The 24,240-nt window shown below is 62.4% G+C and carries 26 protein-coding genes; 24 read left to right on the top strand and 2 right to left on the bottom strand.

Annotation, left to right across the window (positions count from 1 at the left end):
- Positions 1 to 154 precede the first annotated feature (154 nt).
- Together MUU55_RS19260 and MUU55_RS19255 are read left to right on the top strand one after the other, a co-directional pair.
- Positions 155 to 739 carry a 5-formyltetrahydrofolate cyclo-ligase gene (locus MUU55_RS19260; protein WP_244762392.1) on the top strand — a complete coding sequence of 195 codons (585 nt, stop codon included), beginning with the start codon at positions 155 to 157 and terminating at the stop codon, positions 737 to 739.
- A gap of 9 nt (positions 740 to 748) precedes the next feature.
- Positions 749 to 1,573 carry a TIGR00282 family metallophosphoesterase gene (locus tag MUU55_RS19255; protein WP_244762391.1) on the top strand — a complete coding sequence of 275 codons (825 nt, stop codon included), beginning with the start codon at positions 749 to 751 and terminating at the stop codon, positions 1,571 to 1,573.
- 14 nt (positions 1,574 to 1,587) lie between these two features.
- On the opposite strand, the gene MUU55_RS19250 is transcribed toward MUU55_RS19255, so the two are convergent.
- Positions 1,588 to 2,124: a pyridoxamine 5'-phosphate oxidase family protein gene (locus MUU55_RS19250; RefSeq protein WP_244762390.1), complete on the bottom strand. Its 537-nt coding sequence runs from the start codon at positions 2,122 to 2,124 to the stop codon at positions 1,588 to 1,590.
- Positions 2,125 to 2,292: 168 nt separating this feature from the next.
- Between MUU55_RS19250 and MUU55_RS19245 the strand changes: the two genes are divergently transcribed.
- From MUU55_RS19245 to MUU55_RS19235, 3 genes are all read left to right on the top strand, one after another.
- Positions 2,293 to 3,129: an MBL fold metallo-hydrolase gene (locus tag MUU55_RS19245; protein ID WP_244762389.1), complete on the top strand. Its 837-nt coding sequence runs from the start codon at positions 2,293 to 2,295 to the stop codon at positions 3,127 to 3,129.
- A 13-nt stretch (positions 3,130 to 3,142) separates the two neighbouring features.
- Positions 3,143 to 3,643 (top strand): hypothetical protein, encoded by a 501-nt coding sequence (locus MUU55_RS19240; RefSeq protein WP_244762388.1) that lies wholly within the window; start codon positions 3,143 to 3,145, stop codon positions 3,641 to 3,643.
- Between the two features lie 142 nt (positions 3,644 to 3,785).
- On the top strand, positions 3,786 to 4,532 hold the full coding sequence (locus MUU55_RS19235; RefSeq protein WP_244762387.1) for a YebC/PmpR family DNA-binding transcriptional regulator: 747 nt from the start codon (positions 3,786 to 3,788) through the stop codon (positions 4,530 to 4,532).
- A 60-nt stretch (positions 4,533 to 4,592) separates the two neighbouring features.
- Here MUU55_RS19235 and MUU55_RS19230 read toward each other — a convergent pair whose 3' ends face one another.
- Entirely contained in the window at positions 4,593 to 5,594 is a 1,002-nt protein-coding gene (locus MUU55_RS19230; protein ID WP_244762386.1) for an LLM class flavin-dependent oxidoreductase, read from the bottom strand.
- A gap of 159 nt (positions 5,595 to 5,753) precedes the next feature.
- Between MUU55_RS19230 and ruvC the strand changes: the two genes are divergently transcribed.
- The 19 genes from ruvC to MUU55_RS19135 all read left to right on the top strand — a co-directional run bounded on the left by ruvC (position 5,754) and on the right by MUU55_RS19135 (position 24,228).
- Positions 5,754 to 6,266: a crossover junction endodeoxyribonuclease RuvC gene (gene ruvC / locus MUU55_RS19225; protein ID WP_244762385.1), complete on the top strand. Its 513-nt coding sequence runs from the start codon at positions 5,754 to 5,756 to the stop codon at positions 6,264 to 6,266.
- Between the two features lie 55 nt (positions 6,267 to 6,321).
- Positions 6,322 to 6,570 carry an AbrB/MazE/SpoVT family DNA-binding domain-containing protein gene (locus MUU55_RS19220; protein ID WP_244762384.1) on the top strand — a complete coding sequence of 83 codons (249 nt, stop codon included), beginning with the start codon at positions 6,322 to 6,324 and terminating at the stop codon, positions 6,568 to 6,570.
- Positions 6,570 to 6,983, top strand: a complete 414-nt coding sequence (locus tag MUU55_RS19215) for a type II toxin-antitoxin system VapC family toxin (RefSeq protein WP_244762383.1) — start codon at positions 6,570 to 6,572, stop codon at positions 6,981 to 6,983. The genes MUU55_RS19220 and MUU55_RS19215 overlap by 1 nt, the downstream gene beginning before the upstream one ends.
- Before the next feature lie 11 nt (positions 6,984 to 6,994).
- Positions 6,995 to 7,612: a Holliday junction branch migration protein RuvA gene (gene ruvA, locus MUU55_RS19210; protein WP_244762382.1), complete on the top strand. Its 618-nt coding sequence runs from the start codon at positions 6,995 to 6,997 to the stop codon at positions 7,610 to 7,612.
- 40 nt (positions 7,613 to 7,652) lie between these two features.
- Positions 7,653 to 8,693, top strand: coding sequence for a Holliday junction branch migration DNA helicase RuvB (gene ruvB, locus MUU55_RS19205; RefSeq protein ID WP_244762381.1), 1,041 nt, complete (start codon positions 7,653 to 7,655; stop codon positions 8,691 to 8,693).
- A 13-nt stretch (positions 8,694 to 8,706) separates the two neighbouring features.
- Positions 8,707 to 9,216, top strand: coding sequence for an NUDIX hydrolase (locus tag MUU55_RS19200; protein WP_244762380.1), 510 nt, complete (start codon positions 8,707 to 8,709; stop codon positions 9,214 to 9,216).
- Positions 9,213 to 9,683, top strand: coding sequence for a tol-pal system-associated acyl-CoA thioesterase (gene ybgC, locus MUU55_RS19195; protein ID WP_244762379.1), 471 nt, complete (start codon positions 9,213 to 9,215; stop codon positions 9,681 to 9,683). The genes MUU55_RS19200 and ybgC overlap by 4 nt, the downstream gene beginning before the upstream one ends.
- A gap of 313 nt (positions 9,684 to 9,996) precedes the next feature.
- Complete coding sequence (gene tolQ, locus MUU55_RS19190) at positions 9,997 to 10,713, top strand: protein TolQ (protein ID WP_244762378.1); 717 nt, start codon at positions 9,997 to 9,999, stop codon at positions 10,711 to 10,713.
- A gap of 30 nt (positions 10,714 to 10,743) precedes the next feature.
- The gene (gene tolR, locus MUU55_RS19185) at positions 10,744 to 11,196 is read left to right on the top strand and encodes a protein TolR (RefSeq protein ID WP_244762377.1); all 453 of its coding nucleotides are present in this window, start codon (positions 10,744 to 10,746) and stop codon (positions 11,194 to 11,196) included.
- 9 nt (positions 11,197 to 11,205) lie between these two features.
- A complete protein-coding gene (locus tag MUU55_RS19180) occupies positions 11,206 to 12,318 on the top strand; it encodes a hypothetical protein (RefSeq protein ID WP_244762376.1) in 1,113 nt (370 codons plus the stop codon).
- A 22-nt stretch (positions 12,319 to 12,340) separates the two neighbouring features.
- Positions 12,341 to 13,645 (top strand): Tol-Pal system beta propeller repeat protein TolB, encoded by a 1,305-nt coding sequence (gene tolB, locus MUU55_RS19175; protein ID WP_244762375.1) that lies wholly within the window; start codon positions 12,341 to 12,343, stop codon positions 13,643 to 13,645.
- A 301-nt stretch (positions 13,646 to 13,946) separates the two neighbouring features.
- Entirely contained in the window at positions 13,947 to 14,480 is a 534-nt protein-coding gene (gene pal / locus MUU55_RS19170; RefSeq protein WP_244762374.1) for a peptidoglycan-associated lipoprotein Pal, read from the top strand.
- Between the two features lie 153 nt (positions 14,481 to 14,633).
- Positions 14,634 to 15,647, top strand: a complete 1,014-nt coding sequence (gene ybgF / locus MUU55_RS19165) for a tol-pal system protein YbgF (RefSeq protein ID WP_244762373.1) — start codon at positions 14,634 to 14,636, stop codon at positions 15,645 to 15,647.
- A 20-nt stretch (positions 15,648 to 15,667) separates the two neighbouring features.
- On the top strand, positions 15,668 to 16,957 hold the full coding sequence (gene tilS, locus MUU55_RS19160; protein ID WP_244762372.1) for a tRNA lysidine(34) synthetase TilS: 1,290 nt from the start codon (positions 15,668 to 15,670) through the stop codon (positions 16,955 to 16,957).
- 199 nt (positions 16,958 to 17,156) lie between these two features.
- Complete coding sequence (gene ftsH / locus MUU55_RS19155; RefSeq protein ID WP_244762371.1) at positions 17,157 to 19,079, top strand: ATP-dependent zinc metalloprotease FtsH; 1,923 nt, start codon at positions 17,157 to 17,159, stop codon at positions 19,077 to 19,079.
- 289 nt (positions 19,080 to 19,368) lie between these two features.
- On the top strand, positions 19,369 to 20,721 hold the full coding sequence (glmM, locus tag MUU55_RS19150; RefSeq protein WP_244762370.1) for a phosphoglucosamine mutase: 1,353 nt from the start codon (positions 19,369 to 19,371) through the stop codon (positions 20,719 to 20,721).
- Between the two features lie 262 nt (positions 20,722 to 20,983).
- Entirely contained in the window at positions 20,984 to 21,817 is an 834-nt protein-coding gene (locus tag MUU55_RS19145; RefSeq protein WP_244762369.1) for an outer membrane protein, read from the top strand.
- Positions 21,818 to 22,028: 211 nt separating this feature from the next.
- Complete coding sequence (locus MUU55_RS19140; protein WP_244762368.1) at positions 22,029 to 22,868, top strand: outer membrane protein; 840 nt, start codon at positions 22,029 to 22,031, stop codon at positions 22,866 to 22,868.
- 178 nt (positions 22,869 to 23,046) lie between these two features.
- Positions 23,047 to 24,228 (top strand): phosphoserine transaminase, encoded by a 1,182-nt coding sequence (locus MUU55_RS19135; RefSeq protein WP_244762367.1) that lies wholly within the window; start codon positions 23,047 to 23,049, stop codon positions 24,226 to 24,228.
- The last annotated feature ends 12 nt before the right edge of the window (positions 24,229 to 24,240 follow it).

The raw sequence follows: 24,240 nt of genomic DNA, 5'->3' as shown, positions 1-24,240 counted from the left end.
AAGCACAAGCTGTTCCAATGCTTAACGAGCGCAGGCCGTTTTTCGCCACTTTGTATCATTGCGGGGCATGTCTTGCCGTGTCGCAAAAGGAAGGGAATTTGCCTTCCGCCGCTGCTAGCTGGTAAGCCACGCTGAAATCAGGCCGGAGACAACAGTGACATCCAGGGAGAAGAAGGCGGCGATCCGCAACGAGCGGCTGGCACTGCGCGATGCGATGACGCCACAAGCGCGTATCGAGGGCAGCCTTGCCATGGTGGAGCATGCGGGAGACCGCCTGGAGTTTGTGCCCGGCACGGTGATCTCGGGTTTTTGGCCGATCCGTTCGGAAGCCGACATTCGCCCGCTGATGGCGCATTTCCGCACCCGCGGAGCACGGCTCTGCCTGCCTGTGGTGCTCGACCGCGAGACCATCATCTTTCGCGAACTCGTCGTGGGCGCGCCGGTCGTCAAGACCGGCTTCGGCACGACGGGGCCTGGAGAGGAGGCCGCGGTGCTCGATCCGGATATCCTGCTGGTGCCGCTTTCGGCTTTCGACAAGGCAGGCCACCGCATCGGCTACGGTGCCGGGCATTACGACCGCGCCATCGACCGGCTGAAGGCGAAAGGCCATGCACCAAAACTCATCGGCATTGCCTTCGACTGCCAGGAAGTGGCATCAGTACCCGCGGAACCGCATGACGTCGCGCTGGACGCGATCCTCACCGAAAGCGGTTTCCGTATGTTCCAACCGGTTTCGTAAGGCAATCAGATGCGTTTTCTTTTTCTTGGCGACATGGTGGGCAAGACCGGACGGACAGCCGTCTGGGAGCGCTTGCCGGGGCTGATCAGCGACTTCAAGCTGGATTTCGTCGTCGTCAACGGGGAAAATGCCGCCGGCGGCTTCGGCATCACCGAGGAGATTTTCCTCGAGACGATCAATGCAGGCGCCGACGTTGTGACGACTGGCAACCATGTCTGGGACCAGAAGGAGGCCGTCGGCTTCGCCGGCCGGCACGACCAGTTCCTGCGTCCCGCCAATTATCCCGTCGGCACGCCCGGCCGCGGCGCGAACCTTTTCATCGCGCGCAACGGTGCGCGCGTTCTCGTGGCCAATGTCATGGGCCGCGTGTTCATGCATCCTGAACTCGACGATCCCTTTACCGCCGGCGAGACGATCCTCGCCTCCTGCCCGCTCGGCGAGCAGGCGGACGCCGTCATCTTCGACTTCCATGCGGAGGCGACGAGCGAGAAGCAGTGCTTCGGCCATTTCGTCGATGGCCGCGCCAGCGTCGTCGTCGGCACGCATACCCATGTGCCGACGGCCGATTGCCAGATATTGAACGGGGGCACCGCCTATATGTCCGACGCCGGCATGTGCGGTGACTACGATTCCTCGCTCGGCATGGACAAGGAAGAGCCGCTCAACCGCTTCATCTCGAAAATGCCGAAAGGCCGCTTCGAAGCGGCTTCCGGGCCGGCGACGATCTGCGGCCTCGCGGTCGAGATTTCCGACCGCACGGGCCTTGCCGAAAAGGTCGCGCCCCTCCGGCTCGGCCCGCGTCTGGCAGAGGCCTTGCCGGAGTTCTGGCGCTAGGCGCTTCTGCGACGTCAGAGCATGTGACGCAGGTGATCGGCGGATCCGCCGGTCAGGTTGAGATGCGTGCGAACGCCGACGTCGGGCTCGTCTTCCGGATTGAAGTTGGCCTTGGCGATCTCCCAGCCGAATTTCAGCTTGCTGCCGGTCGAGGCCCAGATTTCGACGTCCTCGATCTCCAGCGCCAGCATGGTCAGATACGGATCGTCCTTGCCATGATCGAACCAGGCTTCGACCACTGAGCTCCAGTATTCATCGATTTTTGCCGGATCCCTGCGCACCATGATCCGGCCTGCTATGCAGGCATGATAGTCGTGGTCCTTGCCGACGACGCAGAAATGCGCGCGAGAGCCGGGTACGACAGCTTCGGCGATCTCCGCATCCGTCTTGGTGAAGAACCAGATCGTTGCAGCCTGCCGGTCGAGTTGCGGCGCCATCGGCTGCATATGCATATGGGCACCCTCGATGCCGAGCATGCCGGCATGGATGCGGTCGATCTCGTCGAAAAGCTGCTCCTTGGGATTTTCTCGGGCACGGGTGAGACTGGACATGGATATTCCTCTCAAGCGTTGACGTTGATGGTCGGGCTAACGTGAGAGGGCGGGCAAGGTTCCAATCACAGCCGCTCAACCGATCGTGATCGCCTCGTGCCGTGGCGTGCCTCGACCCGTCAGGGGCATGGGTGCATAGTCGCGGCCGACCGATGAACGGAGCCGCAGATGCCGCATCTCCTCTTCATTCCGTTGCTGCTTGCCGTTCTTGCGGCCGTCACCGCGCCGCGACCCGCCTTCGCGCAGACCGAAACGCCGGTCAGCCAGTGCCAGATGATCGCCCGTTCGCTGCCCTCGGTCACCTTCGCTGCCCTTTCGGCGCTACCGGCTCTTCGGGTGCAGGCGAAGGGGGACGAGGAGGTTCGCATCACCTATATCGGCCATTCCACCTTTTTCATCGAGACGCCTGCGGGCGTAACGATCGCCACGGACTACAACGGATGGTTCAAGCCGCCGGCGCTGCCGACCGTCGTGACGATGAACAAGGCTCATGCCAGCCATTATACGCTCAGTCCCGATCCCGGCATCGACCATGTCCTGCACGGTTGGGAGGATGGTTCTGCGGAGGGAGCAGACCACGACGTCGTGGTCGGCGATACCTATATCCGCAACGTGCCGACGGATATTCGCGGGTGGGGCGGGGCGATGGAGCCGAACGGAAATTCCATCTTCATCTTCGAGGTGGCGGGCCTTTGCATTGGTCACCTCGGTCATCTGCATCATGAACTCACCGAAAAACAATATGCGCAGATCGGCCGGCTCGACGTTCTGATGGTGCCGGTCGATGGCGGACTGACCATGGGAGCCGAGAGCATGAGCCGCGTGGTGCAGCGGCTGCGCTCGGCCCTCATTCTGCCCATGCACCGGCGCGGCCCGCCGATCAGCCATTTCCTGTCGATGTTCGGCAAGGGGTTCGATGCGGTGACGAGCGATAGCGCGACGATCACGGTTTCCATCCGCAACTTGCCGAAACGGCCGACGGTTCATATTCTCTCCGGCGTCTGATCCGGAGTTTTCGATGCGATTTCCTGTTGCCGCCTGTGCCATCCTGTTCTCCTGCGCCGTGGCTTTCGCCAGCAGTGCGCCGACGCCGGGCGGCCCGGGAGCCGAGACCGGAAAGCCGCAGCAGAAACAGACGGAAACCAAGCCCATCGAAAAGCTGCCCGTGCGCACCCTCGGCGTTGCGGAAACCTTCGTCATGCCGTCGGGCAACATCGGGTGCATCTATATTCCGCCGGGCGGGACGGCCGTGTACCAGCCCGCCGATGGCGGACCTGAGCTCTCCTGTGATCGCATCGAGCCGAAATATGTGCGCGCGACGCTCGGGCGCAGCGGCAAGGCGGTGATCCTTTCCAATGTCGGTGATCAGGGCTGCTGCGGCGGCGACCGGACCGTCGATTACGGTGAAACCTGGTCGGCAGGCCCCTTCACCTGCTATTCGGAACGGACAGGACTGACCTGCGAGCGCGATGACGGCCATTCCTTCCTGCTTAGCCGTGCGCGCATTCGAGCCGATTGAAGGTGCTGGACGCCGCGCGACAATGAAATTATAAGGCGGCATTCCAAAAATCGGGGCAGCAGGCTGGTGCGTTCCGCGCTCGCAGGCCTCATGAAGTGAACGGCGACCCGAAAAGGGGCGCCAAAATCGAGACAGGGGTGCCATGGCTGGCCATTCACAGTTCAAGAATATCATGCACCGCAAGGGAAAACAGGATTCCGTGCGGTCGAAAATGTTCTCCAAGCTCGCCCGTGAAATCACGGTTGCGGCCAAGACCGGTCTGCCCGACCCGGCCATGAATGCCCGCCTGCGTCTGGCGATCCAGAACGCCAAGGCGCAGTCCATGCCCAAGGACAATATCGAGCGCGCCGTCAAGAAGGCGTCCGGCGCCGATGGCGAGAACTACGAAGAAGTCCGCTACGAGGGTTACGGTCCGGGCGGCGTCGCCGTCATCGTCGAGGCGCTGACCGACAATCGCAACCGCACCGCGTCCTCCGTCCGCTCGACCTTCTCCAAGGCTGGTGGCGCGCTGGGTGAAACCGGTTCGGTGTCATTCTCCTTCGACCGCGTCGGCGAGATCACCTACAAGCTGTCGGTCGGCTCCGCCGATGCCGTCATGGAAGCCGCCATCGATGCCGGCGCCGAAGACGTGACGACGGACGAGGACGGCCACACGATCATCTGCGGTTTCGAGGATATCGGCGACGTGTCCAAGGCGCTCGAAGACAAGCTCGGTGAAGCCGAGACCGTCAAGGCGATCTGGAAGGCGCAGAACACCGTGCCGGTCGACGAGGAAAAGGCACAGTCGCTGATGAAGCTCATCGACACGCTGGAAGACGATGACGACGTGCAGAACGTCTATTCGAACTTCGAAGTCTCCGACGAGGTCATGGCCAAGCTTTCGGCCTGATCGGCCGGGTCATCTGCATTGAAAAGGCCGGGCGTCCCATGGGCGCCCGGCCTTTTTCATTCAGGCGGCGAACGAGAGGCTCTGCTGCGCCTCTGCGAAAAGCTGCACGGATTTCAGCCTTGCGTCCATGTCGTAGATCGGCATGGAGATGATCAGTTCGTCGGCCTTGGTGAGGTCGAGGAAATCGGCGATGCGGGCCTGGATCGTCTGCAGACCGCCGACCACGGCATATTGCAGCGTATGTTCGACCATGATCCGCTCCTGCTCGTTCCAGAAGCCATCCATGTTGTCGACCGGCGGCGGAAACGCATCCGGCGTGCCGCGGCGCAGGCGCACGAAGGATTGCTGCATGGAGGTGAAGATGTGGTTGGCCTCCGCATCCGTATCGGCCGCGGCCCCCATGACGCCGACCATGGCATGCGGCCTGTCGAGATATTGCGAGGGCGTGAAGCGTTCGCGGTAGATCTCAAGCGCCGAGAGCAGCATGTCGGGTGCAAAATGCGAGGCGAAGGCGAAGGGCAGGCCGAGCATGCCGGCCAGATGCGCGGAATAGTGGCTCGAGCCGAGCAGCCAGACCGGAACGTTGCTGTTGGTGCCGGGGACCGCGACGACCTTTTGCTGCGGGCTTGGCGGGCCCATCAACTGCATCAGCTCGATGACATCCTGCGGGAAGTTTTCGGCACCGCTGTCGAGATTGCGGCGCAGCGCCTGCGCGGTGCGCATGTCGGTGCCGGGTGCACGGCCGAGGCCGAGATCGATGCGGTCAGGGAAAAGCGCCGCCAGCGTGCCGAACTGCTCGGCAATGACCAGCGGCGAATGGTTCGGCAGCATGATGCCGCCGGAGCCGACGCGGATCTTCTCCGTGCCGGCGGCGACATGCTGGATGACGAGTGAGGTGGCGGCGCTGGCAATGCCGCGCATACCATGATGTTCGGCAAGCCAGAAACGCTTGTAGCCGAGGGCTTCCGCTTCCTGCGCGAGGCGGCGGGAATTGGCCAGCGACTGGGCGACGGTGCCGCCTTCGATGACCGGGGACAGATCGAGGATGGAGAAGGGCACCATTGGAGCGGCCTTTGTAAGGGAATTTGATCGTCCTCCCATGTAGGTTCAATTTTGCGAAATCCAATAAAGCCGCAATGGGTTTTCTCGCGCCGTTGTCGATGTTTTTGTTTTGTTCACATTTCGCTGGCAGGGTCCGCTGGACAGGGTTAGGATTTTTGCATGCAGGAAACGATTCGCATCATCGGCATCGACCCGGGGCTTCGCCGCACCGGCTGGGGCATCATCGAGACGCTTGGCAACTCGCTGCGCTTCGTCGCCTCAGGCACCGTGACGTCAGATGGCGACATGGATCTCGCCTCGCGGCTCTGCCAACTGCATGATGGCCTTGCCGACATCATGCACAGCTACCAGCCGCAGGAAGCGGCTGTCGAGCAGACCTTCGTCAACAAGGATGCGACTGCTACGCTGAAGCTCGGCCAGGCCCGCGGCATCGCGATGCTTGTGCCCGCTCGTGCCGGCCTTCGTGTCGCCGAATATGCGCCGAATGCCGTGAAGAAGGCCGTCATCGGTGTCGGCCATGGTGAGAAGCAGCAGATCCACATGATGCTGAAGGTGCTGATGCCGAAGGCGACATTCGTGGGCAACGACGCCGCCGATGCGCTCGCCATCGCCATCTGCCACGCCCATAACCGCCAAGGCCTCTCCGGCCGTCTCGCCAAGCTCGTGGGCTGATTTGTTCTTGACTTGTTCTGATCGTGGCGATAAGTAATACTGCAGAGGTATTACCATGCGTGTGACGGAAAAAGGTCAGGTGACGATCCCGCGAAATGTGCGGAACAATCTCGGTATTGTGCCGGGATCGGACGTGGAGTTCGTTCTTCAGGGCGATACGGCCGTGCTGCGCCGGATCGAGCCCTCGGCAGATGAGCGCGAGCGGGATGTGCAGGCGCTGATGGAGCATCTTCGCCGCCACAAAGGCTCGATGGCCCTCGGCGATCTTGACGGAGACGCCTTCTACAAGCTGTTGCGCGACTGATGGCGACGCTCGTCGATACCAATATCCTGATCGATGTTTTCCACTCCGGCAGTGCGTTCGAGGAGTGGTCATTGCTTGCGATCGCCGGTGCGCGACGGGAGGGTGACGTTCTGATCAATCCGTTGATCTACGCGGAGATGGCCGCTGGTTTTGCAACGGTCGGCGCACTCGATGCGGCTCTCTCGCCGACATCGTTCGTCCGCGAGGACTTGCCTTGGGATGCGGCTCATGCCGCAGGCCTGGCTTTTCTGCAATACAAGCGTGGCGGTGGCGACAAGCGATCGCCTTTGCCGGATTTCTATATCGGAGCGCATGCGCTCGTGCGGGGCCATGCTCTGCTGACGCGCGATCCCGCGCGCTACAAAACGTATTTTCCGATGATCCGTTTGATCACTCCCGAAACTCATCCCTGACGGACCCCACCATGATCGGCAAACTCAAAGGCACCATAGACGAGATCGGCGACGACCATGTGGTGCTGGACGTGCACGGAGTCGGCTATGTCGCCCATTGTTCGGCGCGCACGCTCGGCAAGCTCGGCTCGTCCGGCGAGGCGGCGGTGCTGTTCATCGAGACCTATGTGCGCGAGGACCAGTTCCGCCTGTTCGGCTTCCTGACGGCGCTGGAGCGGGAATGGTTCCGGCTGTTGCAGAGCGTGCAGGGCGTCGGCTCCAAGGTGGCGCTGGCCGTGTTGTCGACGCTGACGCCGGGGGAGCTCGCCAATGCCATCGCGCTGCAGGACAAGACGGCGGTGTCGCGGGCGCCGGGCGTCGGGCCGAAGGTCGCCGTGCGCATCATCACGGAACTGCGCAACAAGGCGCCGGCCTTCGCGGGCGAGGCCTCCGCTTCCATCGGGCTCAAGCAGGAGCTCGGCGAGGGCGTGGCCTCCGCCCCGGTTTCCGATGCCGTGTCGGCACTCACGAACCTCGGCTATTCGCGCGATCAGGCGGCCAACGCCATCGCGGCGGCGTTGAAGAACGGCGGGGAGGGAGCCGACAGCGCCAAGCTGATCCGGCTCGGCCTCAAGGAATTGTCGCGGTGATGCGGTTGCCTTCCTTGGCCGGGAATGGGATTAGGGCGCGATGAGCGACGAGAACAGACTGCTGGCGCCGGAAAAGCGCGGCGAGGACATCGATACCGCCCTGCGGCCGCAGACGCTGGACGATTTCACCGGCCAGGCGGAAGCGCGCGCGAACCTGAAGATCTTCATCGAGGCCGCGAAGAACCGCGGCGAGGCGCTCGACCATGTGCTCTTCGTCGGTCCGCCGGGTCTCGGCAAGACGACGCTCGCCCAGATCATGGCGAAGGAACTCGGCGTCAATTTCCGCTCCACATCAGGCCCTGTTATCGCCAAGGCCGGCGATCTCGCCGCACTGCTCACCAATCTCGAAGAGCGCGACGTGCTTTTCATCGACGAAATCCACCGCCTCAACCCGGCCGTCGAGGAAATCCTCTATCCGGCCATGGAGGATTTCCAGCTCGATCTGATCATCGGCGAAGGTCCGGCCGCGCGCTCGGTCAAGATCGACCTGTCGAAGTTCACCCTCGTCGCCGCGACCACCCGCCTCGGCCTGCTCACCACGCCGCTGCGTGACCGTTTCGGCATTCCGGTACGACTGAATTTCTACACCGTCGAGGAGCTGGAATCGATCGTGCGTCGCGGCGCACGGCTGATGGGCCTCGGGATGACGGACGAGGGTGCGCGCGAGATTGCGCGGCGTGCCCGCGGTACGCCGCGCATCGCCGGACGTCTCCTGCGCCGTGTCCGCGACTTTGCCGAAGTGGCGCGGGCGGAAGCGGTGACGCAGAAGATCGCGGACGAGGCCCTGACGCGACTGCTCGTAGACAATATGGGTCTCGATCAGCTCGACCGGCGTTATCTCTCGATGATCGCGCACAATTTTGGCGGCGGTCCCGTGGGTATCGAAACCATTGCTGCGGGGCTTTCCGAGCCGCGCGACGCCATCGAAGACATTATCGAGCCCTACATGATCCAGCAGGGCTTCATCCAGCGCACGCCGCGCGGTCGTGTGCTGACGGTCAATGCCTGGAAGCATATGGGTTTGACGCCGCCGAAGGATCTGGAAGCAACGCAATTCCGGCTGGGCCTTGAGGATGAGTGAGCCGGGCCGCCACATGATCCGGATCGATCGCAGGCCGCAGCTCTTCAGCTTTCGCGTGGCCGGCCTGATCTTCCGCGACGGCTACATCCTCGCCCAGCGCGGTGCGAAGGATGACTACTGGGCGCTGCCCGGCGGGCGTGCGGAGATCGGGGAGAGTTCCGAGGAGACGGTTCTGCGCGAAATGCGCGAAGAACTGCATCGGGAAGCGCGTATCGAGCGTCTTGTGTGGACGGTCGAAAATTTCTTCACCTACGAGGGCTATGCCGCGCACGAACTCGGCTTCTACTACCTGCTCTCGCTGGACGGGGCCTTTCCGTTCCACGAGACGGACATCGTCCACCGGGTCGTCGATGGTGTGGAGGTGGAGTTCCGCTGGTTGCGGGCGACGCCGGAGACGCTGACCGAAAATCGGCTGAAACCGCAATTCATCGCAGGCCGCATCGACCGGCTGCCGGCATCGGCCGAACATCTCATCGTTCGGGAAGGCCTGCCTTTGCTGGCTGTGAAGGAGACCGTGTCTTGACGAATGTCCCCCATCACCTTTCTGGCGAATTGACCGAAGCAGGACACCGGCTCGTGCAGCGGGTTTACTACGAGGACACGGATTTTTCCGGTGTGGTCTATCACGCCCGCTACCTGCATTTCCTGGAACGCGGCCGGACGGACTATCTGCGTCTTCTCGGCGTGGAGCAGGGCAGTCTTGTTCTGGAAGAGGATCGCGAGGGATTGGTTTTCGTCGTGCACCGCATGGAGATCGACTTCAAGGCGCCCGCGCGCATGGACGATATCCTGACCATCCAGACGTTCACTGAAAAGGCGGGCGGGGCGAAGATGATCCTCAACCAGGACATCCGGCGCGGCGAGCAATTGCTGATCGCTGCGCGTGTCATCATCGCGGTCATCAATTCCGCAGGCCGGCCGCGGCGCCTGCCGGACGGACTTGCGGCGCGTTTTCTTGCCAAGGCGCAAGAAGTTTCAGGCGCGCATTAGCGGTAACACTCCCTTAACCATAATGATGTCTTACTCGGTTGGTGAGGATTTTGTGCACTGCACGTCATCCTTTAACCAAAATTGCCGTGAAGAAGGCAGGTTGTAAGCGTTTGACCGGCATGGCTGCCGGCGGCATCAACCGGACATTCTTGACGGATATGCGAAGCGGGTGGGGCACAATCCTGGTCTGCAACGCGCGTTTCTGTGAATGCCGATGCGGGTTCGACCTCCCAGGAGACCGTGCGGCGTGAATGTTACCCGGTTCGAGCCGCAAAGGCCCGTGCCGGGTGTTTGGATTCGGGGACATAGGTCTATGGAACAAGTCGGTTTGGATGCCGCGCACAGTGTAACCCTCTGGGGTCTCTTCATGCAGGCCGGGTTCGTCGTGAAGCTGGTCATGCTCGGCCTGATCGCCGCGTCCGTCTGGACCTGGGGCATCGTGGTCGACAAGACGGTGAGCTACGGCAAGGCCCGTCGCCAGCTCGACAGCTTCGAGCAGGTTTTCTGGTCGGGCCAGTCGCTGGAAGAACTCTACCGCACGCTCTCCGATCGCCAGACATCGGGCATGAGCGCCATCTTCGTGGCGGCGATGCGCGAATGGAAGAAGAGCTTCGAGCGCGGCGCACGCTCGCCGATTGGTCTGCAGATGCGTATCGACCGGGCGATGGACGTCACGCTGTCGCGCGAATCCGAAACGCTGGAAGCCCGCCTCGGCTCGCTTGCCACCATCGGCTCGGCCGCACCCTTCGTCGGCCTGTTCGGTACCGTCGTCGGCATCATGACCTCGTTCCAGGCGATCGCCGGCTCCAAGCAGACGAGCCTCGCAGTCGTCGCCCCCGGTATCGCCGAAGCGCTTCTCGCCACGGCCATCGGCCTGCTTGCCGCAATTCCGGCGGTTATTGCCTACAACAAGTTCTCTGCCGATGCCGGCAAGCTGACGGCGCGCATGGAAGGTTTCGCGGACGAATTCTCCGCCATCCTCTCGCGCCAGATCGACGAGAAGCTGCAGCCGCGCGCCGCGGCGCAGTGACCGGCGTTTAGAAGAGACGGAGACGACGCCATGGGCATGTCAGTCGGAGCGAAGAATTCTGGTGGCGGACGCCGCCGTCGCGGGGGCGGCAAGCGTACCCCGATGAGCGAGATCAACGTGACGCCGTTCGTCGACGTCATGCTCGTTCTGCTCATTATCTTCATGGTGGCAGCCCCCTTGATGACGGTCGGCGTGCCGCTCGATCTGCCGAAGACGCAGGCGAAGGCGCTCAATGCCGATACGCAGCCGATCACCATTTCGGTCAAGGCCGATGGCCAGGTGTACCTGCAGGAGACCCCCATTCCGATCGACGAAGTTGCTGCCAAACTGCAGGCCGTCGCGACGACCGGCTATACGGAACGCGTTTTCGTGCGTGGTGACGGCACGGCACCTTATGGCGTGATCGCCGATGTCATGTCGCGCATCCAGGCCGGCGGCTTCACCAATATCGGTCTCGTCACCGAGCAGAAACCGGACAGGTAATCGCACGCCATGAAGGGCAGCCTTGCCACATCCTCCGCGCTCCACGCCCTGGTCCTGACCTGGGCGCTGGTTTCGCTCGGCAGTCCTGAAAGCTTCGACGTCGCCGACGTCGAGGCGCTGCCGGTCGATATCGTGTCGATCGAGGAACTGACGCAGATCCAGCAGGGCGACAAAAAAGCCGAGCTTAAGGAAAAGGCAGCGCCCGTTCCGACCAAGAAGGAAACCCCGGTCGAGAATGCGGAAAATGCCGGTGACAACGACGTCGACCTGAAGAACCTGCCGACGCCGGAGGAAAAGCCGCGCGACATCGAGACCGCCGCCGCGCCGGAAAAGGCCGAGAAGGTCGTCCAGACGTCTGACAGCAAGCCCGCCGAAGAGGTGAAGCAGGAAGAGCCTGCAAGCGAACCCTCGACGGAGGTTGCCGCCGTCGCCGAAGCCAAGCAAGAGGTGAAGCCGGACCCGAAGGCCGAGGCGACACCATCAGAGGAAAAGCCGACGGCGGACCCGGAAGCCGAGGCGCTGCCGGACAAGATTCCGCTTCCCGAGATGAAGCCGAAGCTCGAGACGAAGAAGTCCGAGACGGCGGAAAAGCCGGCCGAGAAGAAGGTAGAGACGGCCAAGGCCGAGACCGCCAAGACGCCCGACCGTAAGAAGGACGAGAAGAAGAAGCAGGAAAAAGCGTCGTCGATGAACGAAACCGAATTCAATTCGGACGAGATTTCCGCGCTTCTCAACAAGGAAAAGGCGGCCGGCGGCGGCGCCAAGCGCTCGAAGGAGCAGGCGGCGCTCGGCGGCAAAAAGACGACGGCCGGCACCAAGCTGACGATGAGCGAGATGGATGCACTGCGCGGTCAGATCCAGAACAACTGGTCGATCATTCCGGGCATGGCCGACGCGCAGGACGTGCGTATCAAGGTGACGATGCAGCTCGACCAGAATGGCGACATCATCGGCGAGCCGGAAGTGACGGCGGAGGGTGGTTCGGAAGCCGCCCGTCGTGCGCTTGCCGGCGGTGCCCGCCGCGCCATCATGAAATCGCGGCCCTTCAAGGGGCTGCCGCCCGAAAAATATGACGCCTGGAGTGAAGTTGTCGTGAACTTCGACCCCAGCCAGATGATGTAAGAACTAGGAAGGCCTAGAAAAGATGTTCAGACGCACTCTTCTCCGTTTGCTGGTCGTGCTGACCGGCCTTGCGGCGTCCCTGCCGCAGGCCTGGGCGCTTGTCGAAATCAACATCAACAAGGGCAACGTCGAACCGTTGCCGATTGCCGTGACGGATTTCGTCGCCAGCGGCGACCTCGGCCAGCGTATCTCCGATGTGATTGCGGCGGACCTGAAGCGCTCGGGCCTTTTCGCCCCCGTCAACAAGCAGGCCTTCATCGAAAAGATCTCGAACCCCGACCAGGCACCGCGCTTTGATGACTGGAAGGTCATCAATGCGCAGGCCCTCGTCACGGGTCGCGTGACGCAGGAAAGCGATGGCCGCCTGCGTGCCGAATTCCGCCTCTGGGACACCTTTGCCGGCCAGCAGCTGACGGGCCAGCAATTCTACACCCAACCGGAAAACTGGCGCCGTGTCGCCCATATCATCGCAGACGCCATTTATGAGCGCCTGACCGGTGAAAAGGGTTACTTCGATACCCGCATCGTCTATGTCGCCGAAAGCGGCCCGAAGACGGCCCGCAAGCGCCAACTCGCCATCATGGATCAGGACGGCTTCAACGCCCGCGCGCTCACCAATTCCAACGAACTGGTTCTGACGCCGCGCTTCTCGCCGAACCGCCAGGAAATCACCTACATGTCCTTCGAGGGCAACCAGCCGCGCGTCTATCTGCTCCAGCTCGAGACCGGACAGCGCGAAGTGGTCGGCAACTTCCCCGGCATGACCTTCTCGCCGCGTTTCTCGCCGGATGGTCAGAAGGTCATCATGAGCCTGCAGCAGGAAGGCAATTCCAACATCTACACGATGGACCTGCGCTCACGCACCACGACCCGTCTCACCTCGACGGCCGCCATCGACACCTCGCCCTCCTATTCGCCCGACGGGTCGCAGATCGTCTTCGAAAGCGACCGTGGCGGCAAGCCGCAGCTCTACGTGATGGGCGCCGACGGCTCCGGCCAGCGCCGCATCTCCTTCGGTGACGGTTCCTATTCCACGCCGGTCTGGTCTCCGCGCGGTGACCTCATCGCCTTCACCAAGCAGTCGGGCGGCAAGTTCTCGATCGGCGTGATGAAGACGGACGGCTCGGGCGAGCGCATCCTGACCTCGGGCTTCCACAATGAAGGCCCGACCTGGGCACCCAACGGTCGCGTGCTGATGTTCTTCCGTCAGGGCGCCGGCGCCGGCGGTCCGCAGATCTACTCGATCGACCTTTCGGGCTACAACGAGCAGCTGGTCCAGACGAAGGGCTTCGCTTCCGACCCGGCCTGGTCGCCGCTTCTCGAGTAGGCATGTGTCACATATACGGCGGGTCTGCCGCGTTCTTGCCGCAAAGTCCTGTAAATCAGGCTTCACGGCGAGACGCGGCAGACCCGTTTTCGCATGACGCCCATCCGGCGATAGCGACGAGAATTCGTGGCCGGAGCGGTGAGTAACAAAGAATGCAAGGGGCCGGGGACGGTCTTACAAGCAATCGTTAACCATAATCGTTGAGCGCGGATTAACCGACCGCGGTTACAGTCTGGCAACCCTGATTGAAAACCGCGTTTCAACGAACTTGACGCAAAAACTGATGCAAGGAGACCGGCTCATGAGCCGCATTCATTCCCCGGCCGCTGGCCGCATGCAGACCATCGCTCGCAATCCGGTGATGATCGCGCTCGTCATGACGCTGGCTCTCGCAGGCTGCGCCTCCAAGAAGAACCTGCCGAACAGCGCCGGCGATCTCGGCCTCGGTGGCGCCGGTGCGGCGACCCCGGGCTCGCAGCAGGACTTCACCGTGAATGTCGGCGACCGCATCTTCTTCGATACGGACTCCTCGTCGGTCCGTGCAGATGCCGCCGCGACGCTCGACCGTCAGGCCCAGTGGCTGCAGAAGTATCCGAACTACGCCATCACGGTCGAAGGCCACGCCGACGAACGCGGCACGCGTGAATACAACCTCGCGCTCGGCGCACGCCGCGCTGCCGCGACCCGCCAGTACCTCGTTTCGCGCGGCGTTCCGGCAAACCGCATGAAGACGATCTCCTTCGGCAAGGAAAAGCCGGTCGCCGTCTGCGACGACATTTCCTGCTGGTCGCAGAACCGCCGCGCCGTCACCGTTCTCGGTGGTGCAGGCATGTAATTCCTCACCATGAGGAACCAGCGGAAAGGCGGCCGAGAGGCCGCCTTTCTTTTTTCAACACACTTTGGCCGAACTCCGTTGCTTTTTAAGAGCATTTGGAAAACTCTTGCGCCTGCGCTTCGGCGTACAACGACACCAACAGGACGAAGATAGATGAAGAAACTTGTCGCGGCAGGCGTTTTCAGTCTCGCAGCGGTAGCAGTCATGGTCGGGCCGATCAGCGCATCGCCGCTCTCGACGCTGACAAACGGCTTCCTGCCGGCGCAGAACGAGCGTGCGGCGAAGGGCGATGTGGTTCTGGCGCAGGCCATGGACCCGCGTGTCGGTGAGCTCGAAGAGCAGATCCGCAGCCTTAATGGCCGGATCGAGGAAATGAGCTACCAGCTGCTGCAAATGCAAGAGCAGCTCCGCAAGACGCAGGAAGACAACGAATACCGCTTCCAGGATCTGGAGAGCGGCAAGGGTGGTGCCAGCGGCAAAAGCGGCGCGCTCGACAAACCGGTGAATGGCGGCTCGGCCGACCAACAGACCGCAACGAACCAGGTGCCGGCGGATGATACCGCCGGGACCGACACCCAGAGCGCTGCTTCCGATGCGGGCACCGGCGCACAGCCGCAGGAGCTGGGGTCGATCCGTTTTGATGAAAACGGCAACCCGATCGGTGCAGCCGCCAATCCGGACCTCGACAACCAGAGTGCTTCACTCGGCAATGACAACAATCTTCCGGGTGTGGATGGTGGCGGCAACCTTCCGGCGGCTTCGCAGTCATCGACGGCCTCGCTCGACAATCCCGATGATCTCTACAATGTCGCCTATGGCCATGTGCTGACCGGCGATTACCAGATGGCCGAGCGCGAATTCCGCGACTATCTCGATATCTTCCCGAAGGGCGAGAAGGCGGCGGATGCCAATTTCTGGCTCGGCGAGGCCCAGTATTCCCAGGGCAATTTCAATGACGCGGCCAAGACGTTCCTGAATGCGCACCAGACCTTCAGCAAGTCGAAGAAGGCGCCGGAAATGCTTCTGAAGCTCGGCATGTCGCTTGCTGCCCTCGACAACCGCGAAACCGCCTGCGCGACGCTGCGCGAAGTCGGCAAGCGCTATCCGAATGCCTCCAAGGCCGTGAAGAGCAAGGTCACGTCCGAACAGAGCCGCCTGTCCTGCTGAGTGCGGGCGAATCCGAGGCCGTGGCCCGGACGGATACTTCCGTCGTCGAGGCAACCGGCCGTTTCCTGGAAAGTTTCAAGCGCCCGGCGCGCCTGCTGATCGCCATTTCCGGCGGCAGCGACTCGACCGGACTGCTCGTGGCGCTGGCCACGCTTTGCGCCACCGGGCGCTATCCCGGTATCACCCTTTGCGCCTGTACCATCGACCACGCGCTGCGCCCCGGTTCCGCCGAAGAGGCCAAGGCGGTCGCAGCACTCTGCGCCCGATTCGGCATTTGTCACACCATCCGCCGATGGGATGGCGACAAGCCTGCAACTGCCCTTCAGGCGGCAGCCCGCGCCAGGCGGTACGAATTGCTTGCCGAGGCTGCCGTCGCGGCAGGTGCCGACGCCATCCTTTCGGCCCACACGCGTGACGACCAGAACGAGACGGTGGCGATGCGCGCCGAGCGTTCGACCGGCGGCGTCGGGCTTTCGGGCATGGCAGACGCCGTTCTGTTGCAGGGTTCGGTGTGGTTGTTGCGGCCATTCCTCGCGGTGGGCCGGGCGTCCGTCCGGGCCTTTCTCTCCGAACGAGGCGAGACGTGGCTTGAAGACCCCAGCAATGCGAACATCCGCTTCGAGCGTGTCCGTATCCGACAGCGTGCGAGCGTGAACAAGCAGGGCCATGGCGTCGGCGACAGGCTGGCGCTTTCGAAAGAGGCTGCCGACTTCCTGATCCGGAATGCGCGTATGGAGAACGGCGCCTTCACGCTGGTGCCGACGGCGATGGACGCCGTTCTCGCCGGGGCCGCTGCATGGCGGGGGCTTCTCATGCTCGGGGCGACCGCAGGTGGCCGGGTTCATGCGCTCGAAACCACGTCGGCCGAGCGTTTGCATCTGTTTCTCGCCAGCGGCACACTGTCGCGGCTGACCGCCGGTCGCGTGGTTTTCGACCGGCGGCGCGAGGGGTTGTTTCTCTACCGGGAGTGCCGCGGGATCGAGCGTCTCGTGGTGCCGGCGAGGGAGGTCGCAGTCTGGGACGGGCGCTACCGCGTGACCAACGGCAGCAGCCGGCCGATCGTGATCGGCGCGCTCGGCACCCACGCGGATACGGATGCGCTGGAGTTGCGCGGACCCGTTCTGCGCGCCCGCAAGGCCATGCCGTGCCTGAAATTCGAGGACGGCGCGGCGGTGAGTGGCGATGCGGTCTCTCTCGACGCCATCATTGCGCCATACGCAAGGTTTCTTCCCCGTTTCGATCTGCCGCTTGCCGATGCGCTCGCCCACATTCTAGGGAAGCCGGCTTTTTCGTCCCCGCCGAACGAATGAAGGCGCGGGCCTGCGCGTTGTGCTAGAATTGCGTCTGAGATCGATGAGGGGGGACCGAAGACAACCCTTCTCGTTGACGATAGCGTGAGAAATGCCCGCTGTCCGTGCGCTTTGCCTTGGCAAGGCCGCATGGCAACCCTATGTTAGGCGCAAAGAAGCGGCCGGGAGAGCCCGGCCGGGAAAGTACCTGGAACGCTCGATGAATCCCAATTTTCGCAACTTCGCACTCTGGGCGATCATCGCCCTCCTGCTGATCGCGCTGTTCAGCATGTTCCAGACGAGCCCGGCACAGACCGGCTCGCGGGAAATCCCTTATTCGCAGTTCCTCAAGGAAGTGGACTCGAGCCGGGTGAAGGAAGTGGTGATCACCGGGGAGAAGATCGTCGGCAGCTATGTCGAGACCGGTGCGACCTTCCAGACCTATGCGCCGGCCGGTGACAATTCGCTTGTTCAGCGCCTCGAGGCTAAGAACGTCGTTGTCAGCGCGCGTCCGGAAACGGATGGTTCCTCCGGCTTCCTCAGCTATATCGGCACGCTCCTGCCCATGCTCCTGATCCTCGGCGTCTGGCTGTTCTTCATGCGCCAGATGCAGGGCGGTTCGCGCGGTGCCATGGGTTTTGGAAAGTCCAAGGCCAAGCTTCTCACCGAAGCACACGGCCGCGTCACCTTCGCCGACGTAGCCGGCGTCGATGAGGCCAAGCAGGATCTGGAAGAAATTGTCGAGTTCCTGCGCGATCCGCAGAAATTCCAGCGCCTCGGTGGCCGTATTCCGCGCGGCGTGCTGCTCGTCGGCCCGCCCGGTACCGGTAAGACGCTGCTGGCGCGCTCCGTCGCGGGCGAAGCGAACGTGCCGTTCTTCACTATCTCGGGTTCGGACTTCGTCGAAATGTTCGTCGGTGTCGGTGCCAGCCGCGTGCGCGACATGTTCGAGCAGGCCAAGAAGAATGCGCCCTGCATCATCTTCATCGACGAAATCGATGCCGTCGGTCGTCACCGTGGCGCAGGTCTCGGCGGCGGCAATGACGAGCGCGAACAGACGCTGAACCAGTTGCTCGTCGAGATGGACGGTTTCGAGGCCAATGAAGGCATCATCCTGATCGCCGCGACCAACCGCCCCGACGTTCTCGACCCGGCGCTGCTGCGTCCGGGCCGCTTCGACCGTCAGGTCGTCGTGCCGAACCCCGACATCGTCGGCCGCGAGCGCATCCTCAAGGTCCATGTCCGCAACGTGCCGCTGGCACCGAATGTCGACCTCAAGGTTCTGGCTCGCGGTACGCCCGGTTTCTCCGGCGCCGATCTCATGAACCTCGTCAACGAGGCTGCCCTGATGGCCGCGCGCCGCAACAAGCGCCTCGTCACCATGCAGGAATTCGAGGACGCCAAGGACAAGATCATGATGGGCGCCGAGCGCCGTTCCTCGGCCATGACCGAGGCGGAAAAGAAGCTCACCGCCTATCACGAAGCAGGCCACGCCATCGTCGCGCTGAAAGTTCCGCTTGCCGATCCCCTGCACAAGGCGACGATTATTCCGCGTGGCCGTGCGCTCGGCATGGTCATGCAGCTTCCCGAGGGTGACCGCTACTCGATGAGCTACAAGTGGATGGTCTCGCGCCTCGCCATCATGATGGGTGGCCGTGTCGCCGAAGAGATCACCTTCGGCAAGGACAACATCACCTCGGGCGCCTCCTCGGATATCGAGCAGGCGACGAAGCTTGCCCGTGCCATGGTGACCCAGTGGGGCTTCTCCGACCAGCTTGGCCAGGTCGCTTATGGCGAAAACCAGCAGGAGGTCTTCCTCGGTCATTCGGTGGCGCAGCAGAAGAACGTCTCGGAAGCCACTGCTCAGAAGATCGACAACGAGATCCGCCGTCTGATCGACGAAGCCTATTCCGAAGCCAAGCGCATCATCACCGAGCAGAACCATGAATTCGTGGCGCTCGCTGAAGGCCTGCTCGAATACGAAACGCTGACGGGCGACGAGATCAAGGCGCTCATCCGCGGTGAAAAGCCGGCGCGCGACCTGGGCGATGACACGCCGCCGAGCCGTGGCTCGGCCGTTCCGAAGGCCGGCCACAAAAAGGGCGGCGAGGCAGAAGGCGGTCTTGAACCGCAGCCGCAGTAAGATCCAGCGAAAGCTATGAGAAAGTACGGTCGGGACATTGTTCCCGGCCGTTTTCTTTCGGTAACGGCCTGTAATCATTCCTGATCTGCGGGCTGATGCTATTTCCCGGCTTTTGTGGCAAAGAAACGACATGGTCGTGCCGCGCCTTAAGGTTAAAACAGGGTTACGGATTTAAACTATTCCGCCTGTTCGCGGCTTGATGTATGACGCCGCCGGGCTTGGTGAGTAAAAACTCCCGAGCTGAGCGCATCAGAGAATGCCGCCAGAGCTGGCGATTTCAGGAGCACATATGAAACGTCGTTATTTCGGCACGGATGGTATCCGGGGACAGTCCAATACTTTTCCCATGACGCCGGACCTCGCCATGCGCGTCGGCATTGCGGTCGGCACCATCTTCCGTCGTGGTGCGCATCGCCACCGGGTCGTTATCGGCAAGGATACGCGGCTTTCCGGCTACATGCTGGAAAATGCCATGGTTGCCGGCTTCACCGCGGCGGGTATCGACGCCTTCGTTCTCGGCCCGATCCCGACGCCGGCCGTCGCCATGCTGACGCGCTCGCTGCGTGCCGATATCGGCGTGATGATCTCGGCCTCGCACAATCCGTTCTACGACAACGGCATCAAGCTTTTCGGCCCCGATGGCTACAAGCTCTCCGACGAGATTGAGATGGAGATCGAGGAGCTGCTTGAAAAGGACCTGATGGCCCAGCTGGCCAAGTCCGCGGAAATCGGCCGGGCCAAGCGTATCGATGGTGTGCACGACCGCTATATCGAGCATGCCAAGCGCACGCTGCCGCGCGATGTCACACTGCAGGGCCTGCGCGTCGCCATCGACTGCGCCAACGGTGCGGCCTATCGGGTGGCTCCGGCTGCGCTTTGGGAACTCGGCGCCGATGTCGTGACGATCGGCAACGAACCTGACGGCCTCAACATCAATCTCGAATGCGGCTCGACCCATCCCGAAACGCTGCTGCGCAAGGTCCACGAAGTGCGCGCCGATATCGGCATTGCGCTGGATGGCGATGCGGATCGCGTCCAGATCATCGACGAGACCGGCAAGACCATCGACGGCGACCAGCTGATGGCGGTGATTGCAGAAAGCTGGGCTGCGGACGGCATCCTGCGCGGCAACGGCCTTGTCGCAACCGTCATGTCCAATCTCGGTCTGGAGCGGTTCCTCACCGACAAGGGCCTGGGTCTCGAGCGCACCAAGGTCGGCGACCGCTATGTCGTTGAGCACATGCGCAACCACGACTACAATGTCGGCGGCGAACAGTCCGGCCATATCGTCCTGTCGGATTTCGGCACGACGGGCGACGGGCTCGTCGCGGCGCTGCAGGTGCTCGCCTGCGTCAAGCGCAGCGGCAAGTCTGTGAGCGAGGTTTGCAACCGGTTCGAGCCGGTGCCGCAGGTGCTGAAGAACGTCCGCATCAAGGCCGGCAAGCCGCTGGAAGACGCAAGCGTACGCCAGGCGATCGCCGACGCGGAAAGCGAACTGGCCAAGAACGGCCGTCTGCTGATCCGTCCTTCCGGCACGGAGCCGCTGATCCGCGTCATGGCCGAAGGTGATGATCGCGGCCAGGTGGAGCGCATAGTGGACGAACTGGTCGGTGTCATCGGATCGGTGCGCAGCGCCGCCTGATCCTGACATTCTTTGCTGTTTCAAAAAGCCGGGGCTTCGCTCCGGCTTTTTCTTTGTGCAGTAAGTAGGTCTTGAAGCTTTGGTGTCGTCGGTGTGCGTTTTATTTAAAATTTACCGAGTGTGTGAACGCTTGTTAACAAATAAGGTAAATCTTTGTAGTTAATCGCCCCTTAACCTTTCCTCTCCATTATCCATCCCTGATCGAGGGACTTGGGGACCGGCGCACCGGCCGCGCCAAGTTGAAGCCTATTGGAGCAAGGCCATGAGGAAAGTTTTGAGTGGCGTCGTAGCCGTCCTGCTGACAGGCACGTCCGGTTATGCGGCCGACATCTACCAGCCGGAAGTCATTGAGGCGCCGGTTCAGCAAACCATCGTGGAGACGGGCGGCTGGTACCTGCGCGGCGACATGGGCTGGTCCTACAACAAGATCCGCGGCGCGAAGTATTTCCAGGGTTCGAACGGCAATGTCCGTGAATTCGACTCGGCGACGCTGAAGAGCGGCTTCACGCTCGGCGGCGGCGTCGGCTACCAGATCAATGATCACTTCCGTACGGACGTGACGCTCGACTACATGTTCAAGTCGAATTTCCGTGGCTCGACGTCTGGCGGCTGCGGCGTGGCGGTCAGCTGCACATCCACCGACGTTGCGTCCCTGACGGCCCTTAGCCTGCTCGCCAACGCCTATGTCGACATCGGCCACTACGGTGCTTTCACGCCTTATGTCGGTGCCGGTATCGGCGGCACCTATGTGCGCTGGAACGACCTCAACAACACGTCGTGCGAAGATGGCGATCCGACGAACTGCGACCCGACCTTCGTGCACCGCGGCAAGAAGAGCTGGCGCTTTACCTACGCCCTCATGGCCGGCGCTTCGATCGACATGACCTGCAACCTGAAGGCCGATGTCGGCTACCGCTTCCGCCATGTCACCAAGGGCGGCATGTTCGGCTACAACGCGGGCGGCGGCCCGGGCTACGACAAGGGCTTCTACAGCCATGAAGCCCGCGCGGGTCTGCGCTACTCCTTCAACGGTTGCGACCAGCAGGCTTACATCCCGCCGGCAGAAATCCCGATCGAGCAGCCGGTCTACAAATAATCCCGTATCCCGGGACTGATATTCAGGGCCGCCCTTTGGGCGGCCCTTTGCGTTCCAGCCGTCCCGCATCCGTCGTCGTGGCCGCAGGGACTTAACCGTTTTTTCACCCCTTAACAGTTATGGTTAATCAACGGTATAGGCAGCTACGTCCTCGTTTGCGCCCGCGCCGAAAGCAACCGCCGGCAGGTCCGGGTTTCAGGGGAACGAAGCTATGTTTCGACGTATCGCACCGCTTGGTTTCGCCATTTTTGCCGGCCTCGTCGCGACCGGCGCCATGGCGAGTGACCTCGACATCATTAACGCGCCGGAGATCGATGTGTCCGGCAGCGCGGTTGCCGAGGGCTGGTATCTGCGTGGCGACCTCGGCTATTCGGGCTGGATGAAGGGCGGCAAGCCGCAATACACGGTCTATCAGCCGGGCGGCACGGTCTTCTCGAACGAAAGCTTCGACAGCGCGCGCTTCTCCAAGCCGATGTCCTACGGTGTCGGCATGGGCTACCAGTTCAACAACTTCCTGCGCACCGACCTGACGACCGATTTCTTCAATGGCAGCCTCAGCGGTGGATCGAATGTCAACCTGCCCTGCAGCGACGATGAGCCGGCGGGGACGAGCTGCGGCTTTGGCCACAAGGGCGACTACAACGCTGTCAACGTCCTGGCCAACGGATATCTCGATCTCGGCACCTATGCCGGCATCACGCCCTATATCGGCGCGGGTGCGGGGGTAACCTACCTTCGCTGGAATAACATGAACCAGAAGCCGTTCTGCGAAGACGGCACGGCCAGCTGCTCGGGCAGGGTCTATGCAAACGAGCGTCTCAGCGGCGAGGACAGCTGGCGTTTCACCTACGCCCTCATGGCGGGTGCATCCGTGGATTTGACGAACCGCATCAAGCTCGACCTCGGCTATCGCTATTCCGATACGGCTGGCGGCAAGATGTACAAGTACGGCGCCACCGAAGCGGGTTGGGGCGGTGCGGGCACGAAGGGCCGCGACGACGGTTTCCAGAAGCACGAGATCCGCGCCGGTATCCGCGTCACCACCTGGTAGGCCATTTCTCATCGACCTTTTCAACGGCGCGCCGGACAACCGGCGCGCCGTTTCCATTGCGCCGGATTATTCTTCGTTCGCGACATATTCCTCTTGACGAAAGCAGGTCTGTTCCATATTCACGGCGGCGGGACACCCTTCCCCAACGAAGGGCTATCTATCTGGAAGGATAGCGATCATGACGAAGACCGTCACACCGCCGGACGTGCGTCCGAACAATACCCATTTTTCTTCTGGCCCGTGCTCGAAGCGCCCCAACTGGTCGCTCGAAGCGCTTTCCGATGCACCGCTCGGTCGTTCGCACCGCGCCAAGATCGGCAAGACCAAGCTCAAGCAGGCCATCGACCTTACCCGTGAAGTCCTCGAAGTCCCGGCGGATTACCGCATAGGCATCGTGCCCGCTTCGGATACCGGCGCCGTCGAAATGGCGCTGTGGTCGCTGCTCGGCCCGCGCGGCGTCGATATGGTTGCCTGGGAAAGCTTCGGTTCGGGCTGGGTTTCCGACGTCGTCAAGGAGCTGAAGCTTCCCGACACGCGCAAGATCACGGCCGACTACGGCCTGCTGCCCGACCTTTCCACGATCGATTTCGACCGTGACGTGGTCTTCACCTGGAACGGCACGACCTCCGGCGTGCGCGTTGCCAATGCCGACTTCATCCCGGCCGACCGCAAGGGCCTGACGATCTGCGACGCGACCTCGGCCGCTTTCGCGCAGAACCTCGATTTCGCCAAGCTCGATGTCGTCACCTTCTCCTGGCAGAAGGTTCTCGGCGGCGAGGGCGCGCATGGTGTCATCATCCTGTCGCCGCGTGCCGTCGAGCGTCTGGAAAGCTATACGCCGGCCTGGCCGATGCCGAAGATTTTCCGCATGACCAAGGGCGGTAAGATCATCGAGGGCATCTTCCAGGGCGAGACGATCAACACGCCCTCCATGCTCTGCGTCGAGGATTACATCGATGCGCTGCTCTGGGCCAAGGAAGTCGGCGGCCTTAAGGGCCTGATGGCCCGCGCCGACGCCAATGCCAAGGTCATCTTCGATTTCGTCGAGAAGAACGACTGGATCGCCAACCTTGCCAAGGACCCGGCGACCCGCTCGAACACCTCGGTGTGCCTGACGATTGCCGATAAGGACGTGCTGGCGCTCGACGCCGATGCACAGGCAGCTTTCGCCAAGGGCCTCGTGTCCCTTCTCGACAAGCAGGGTGTCGCCTATGACATCGGTGCCTACCGCGATGCCCCCTCGGGCCTGCGCATCTGGGCCGGTGCCACCATCGACACTGCCGACCTCGAGGCATTGATGCCCTGGATGATCTGGGCCTTCGAGACCCAGAAGGCGGCGCTTTCCAAGGCTGCGGCCTGATTTTTTCGCGAC

Origin of the sequence: Shinella curvata (assembly GCF_022899935.1) — a bacterium.
GTDB lineage: Bacteria > Pseudomonadota > Alphaproteobacteria > Rhizobiales > Rhizobiaceae > Shinella > Shinella curvata.
This window is presented reverse-complemented; position numbering and strand designations above follow the sequence as displayed.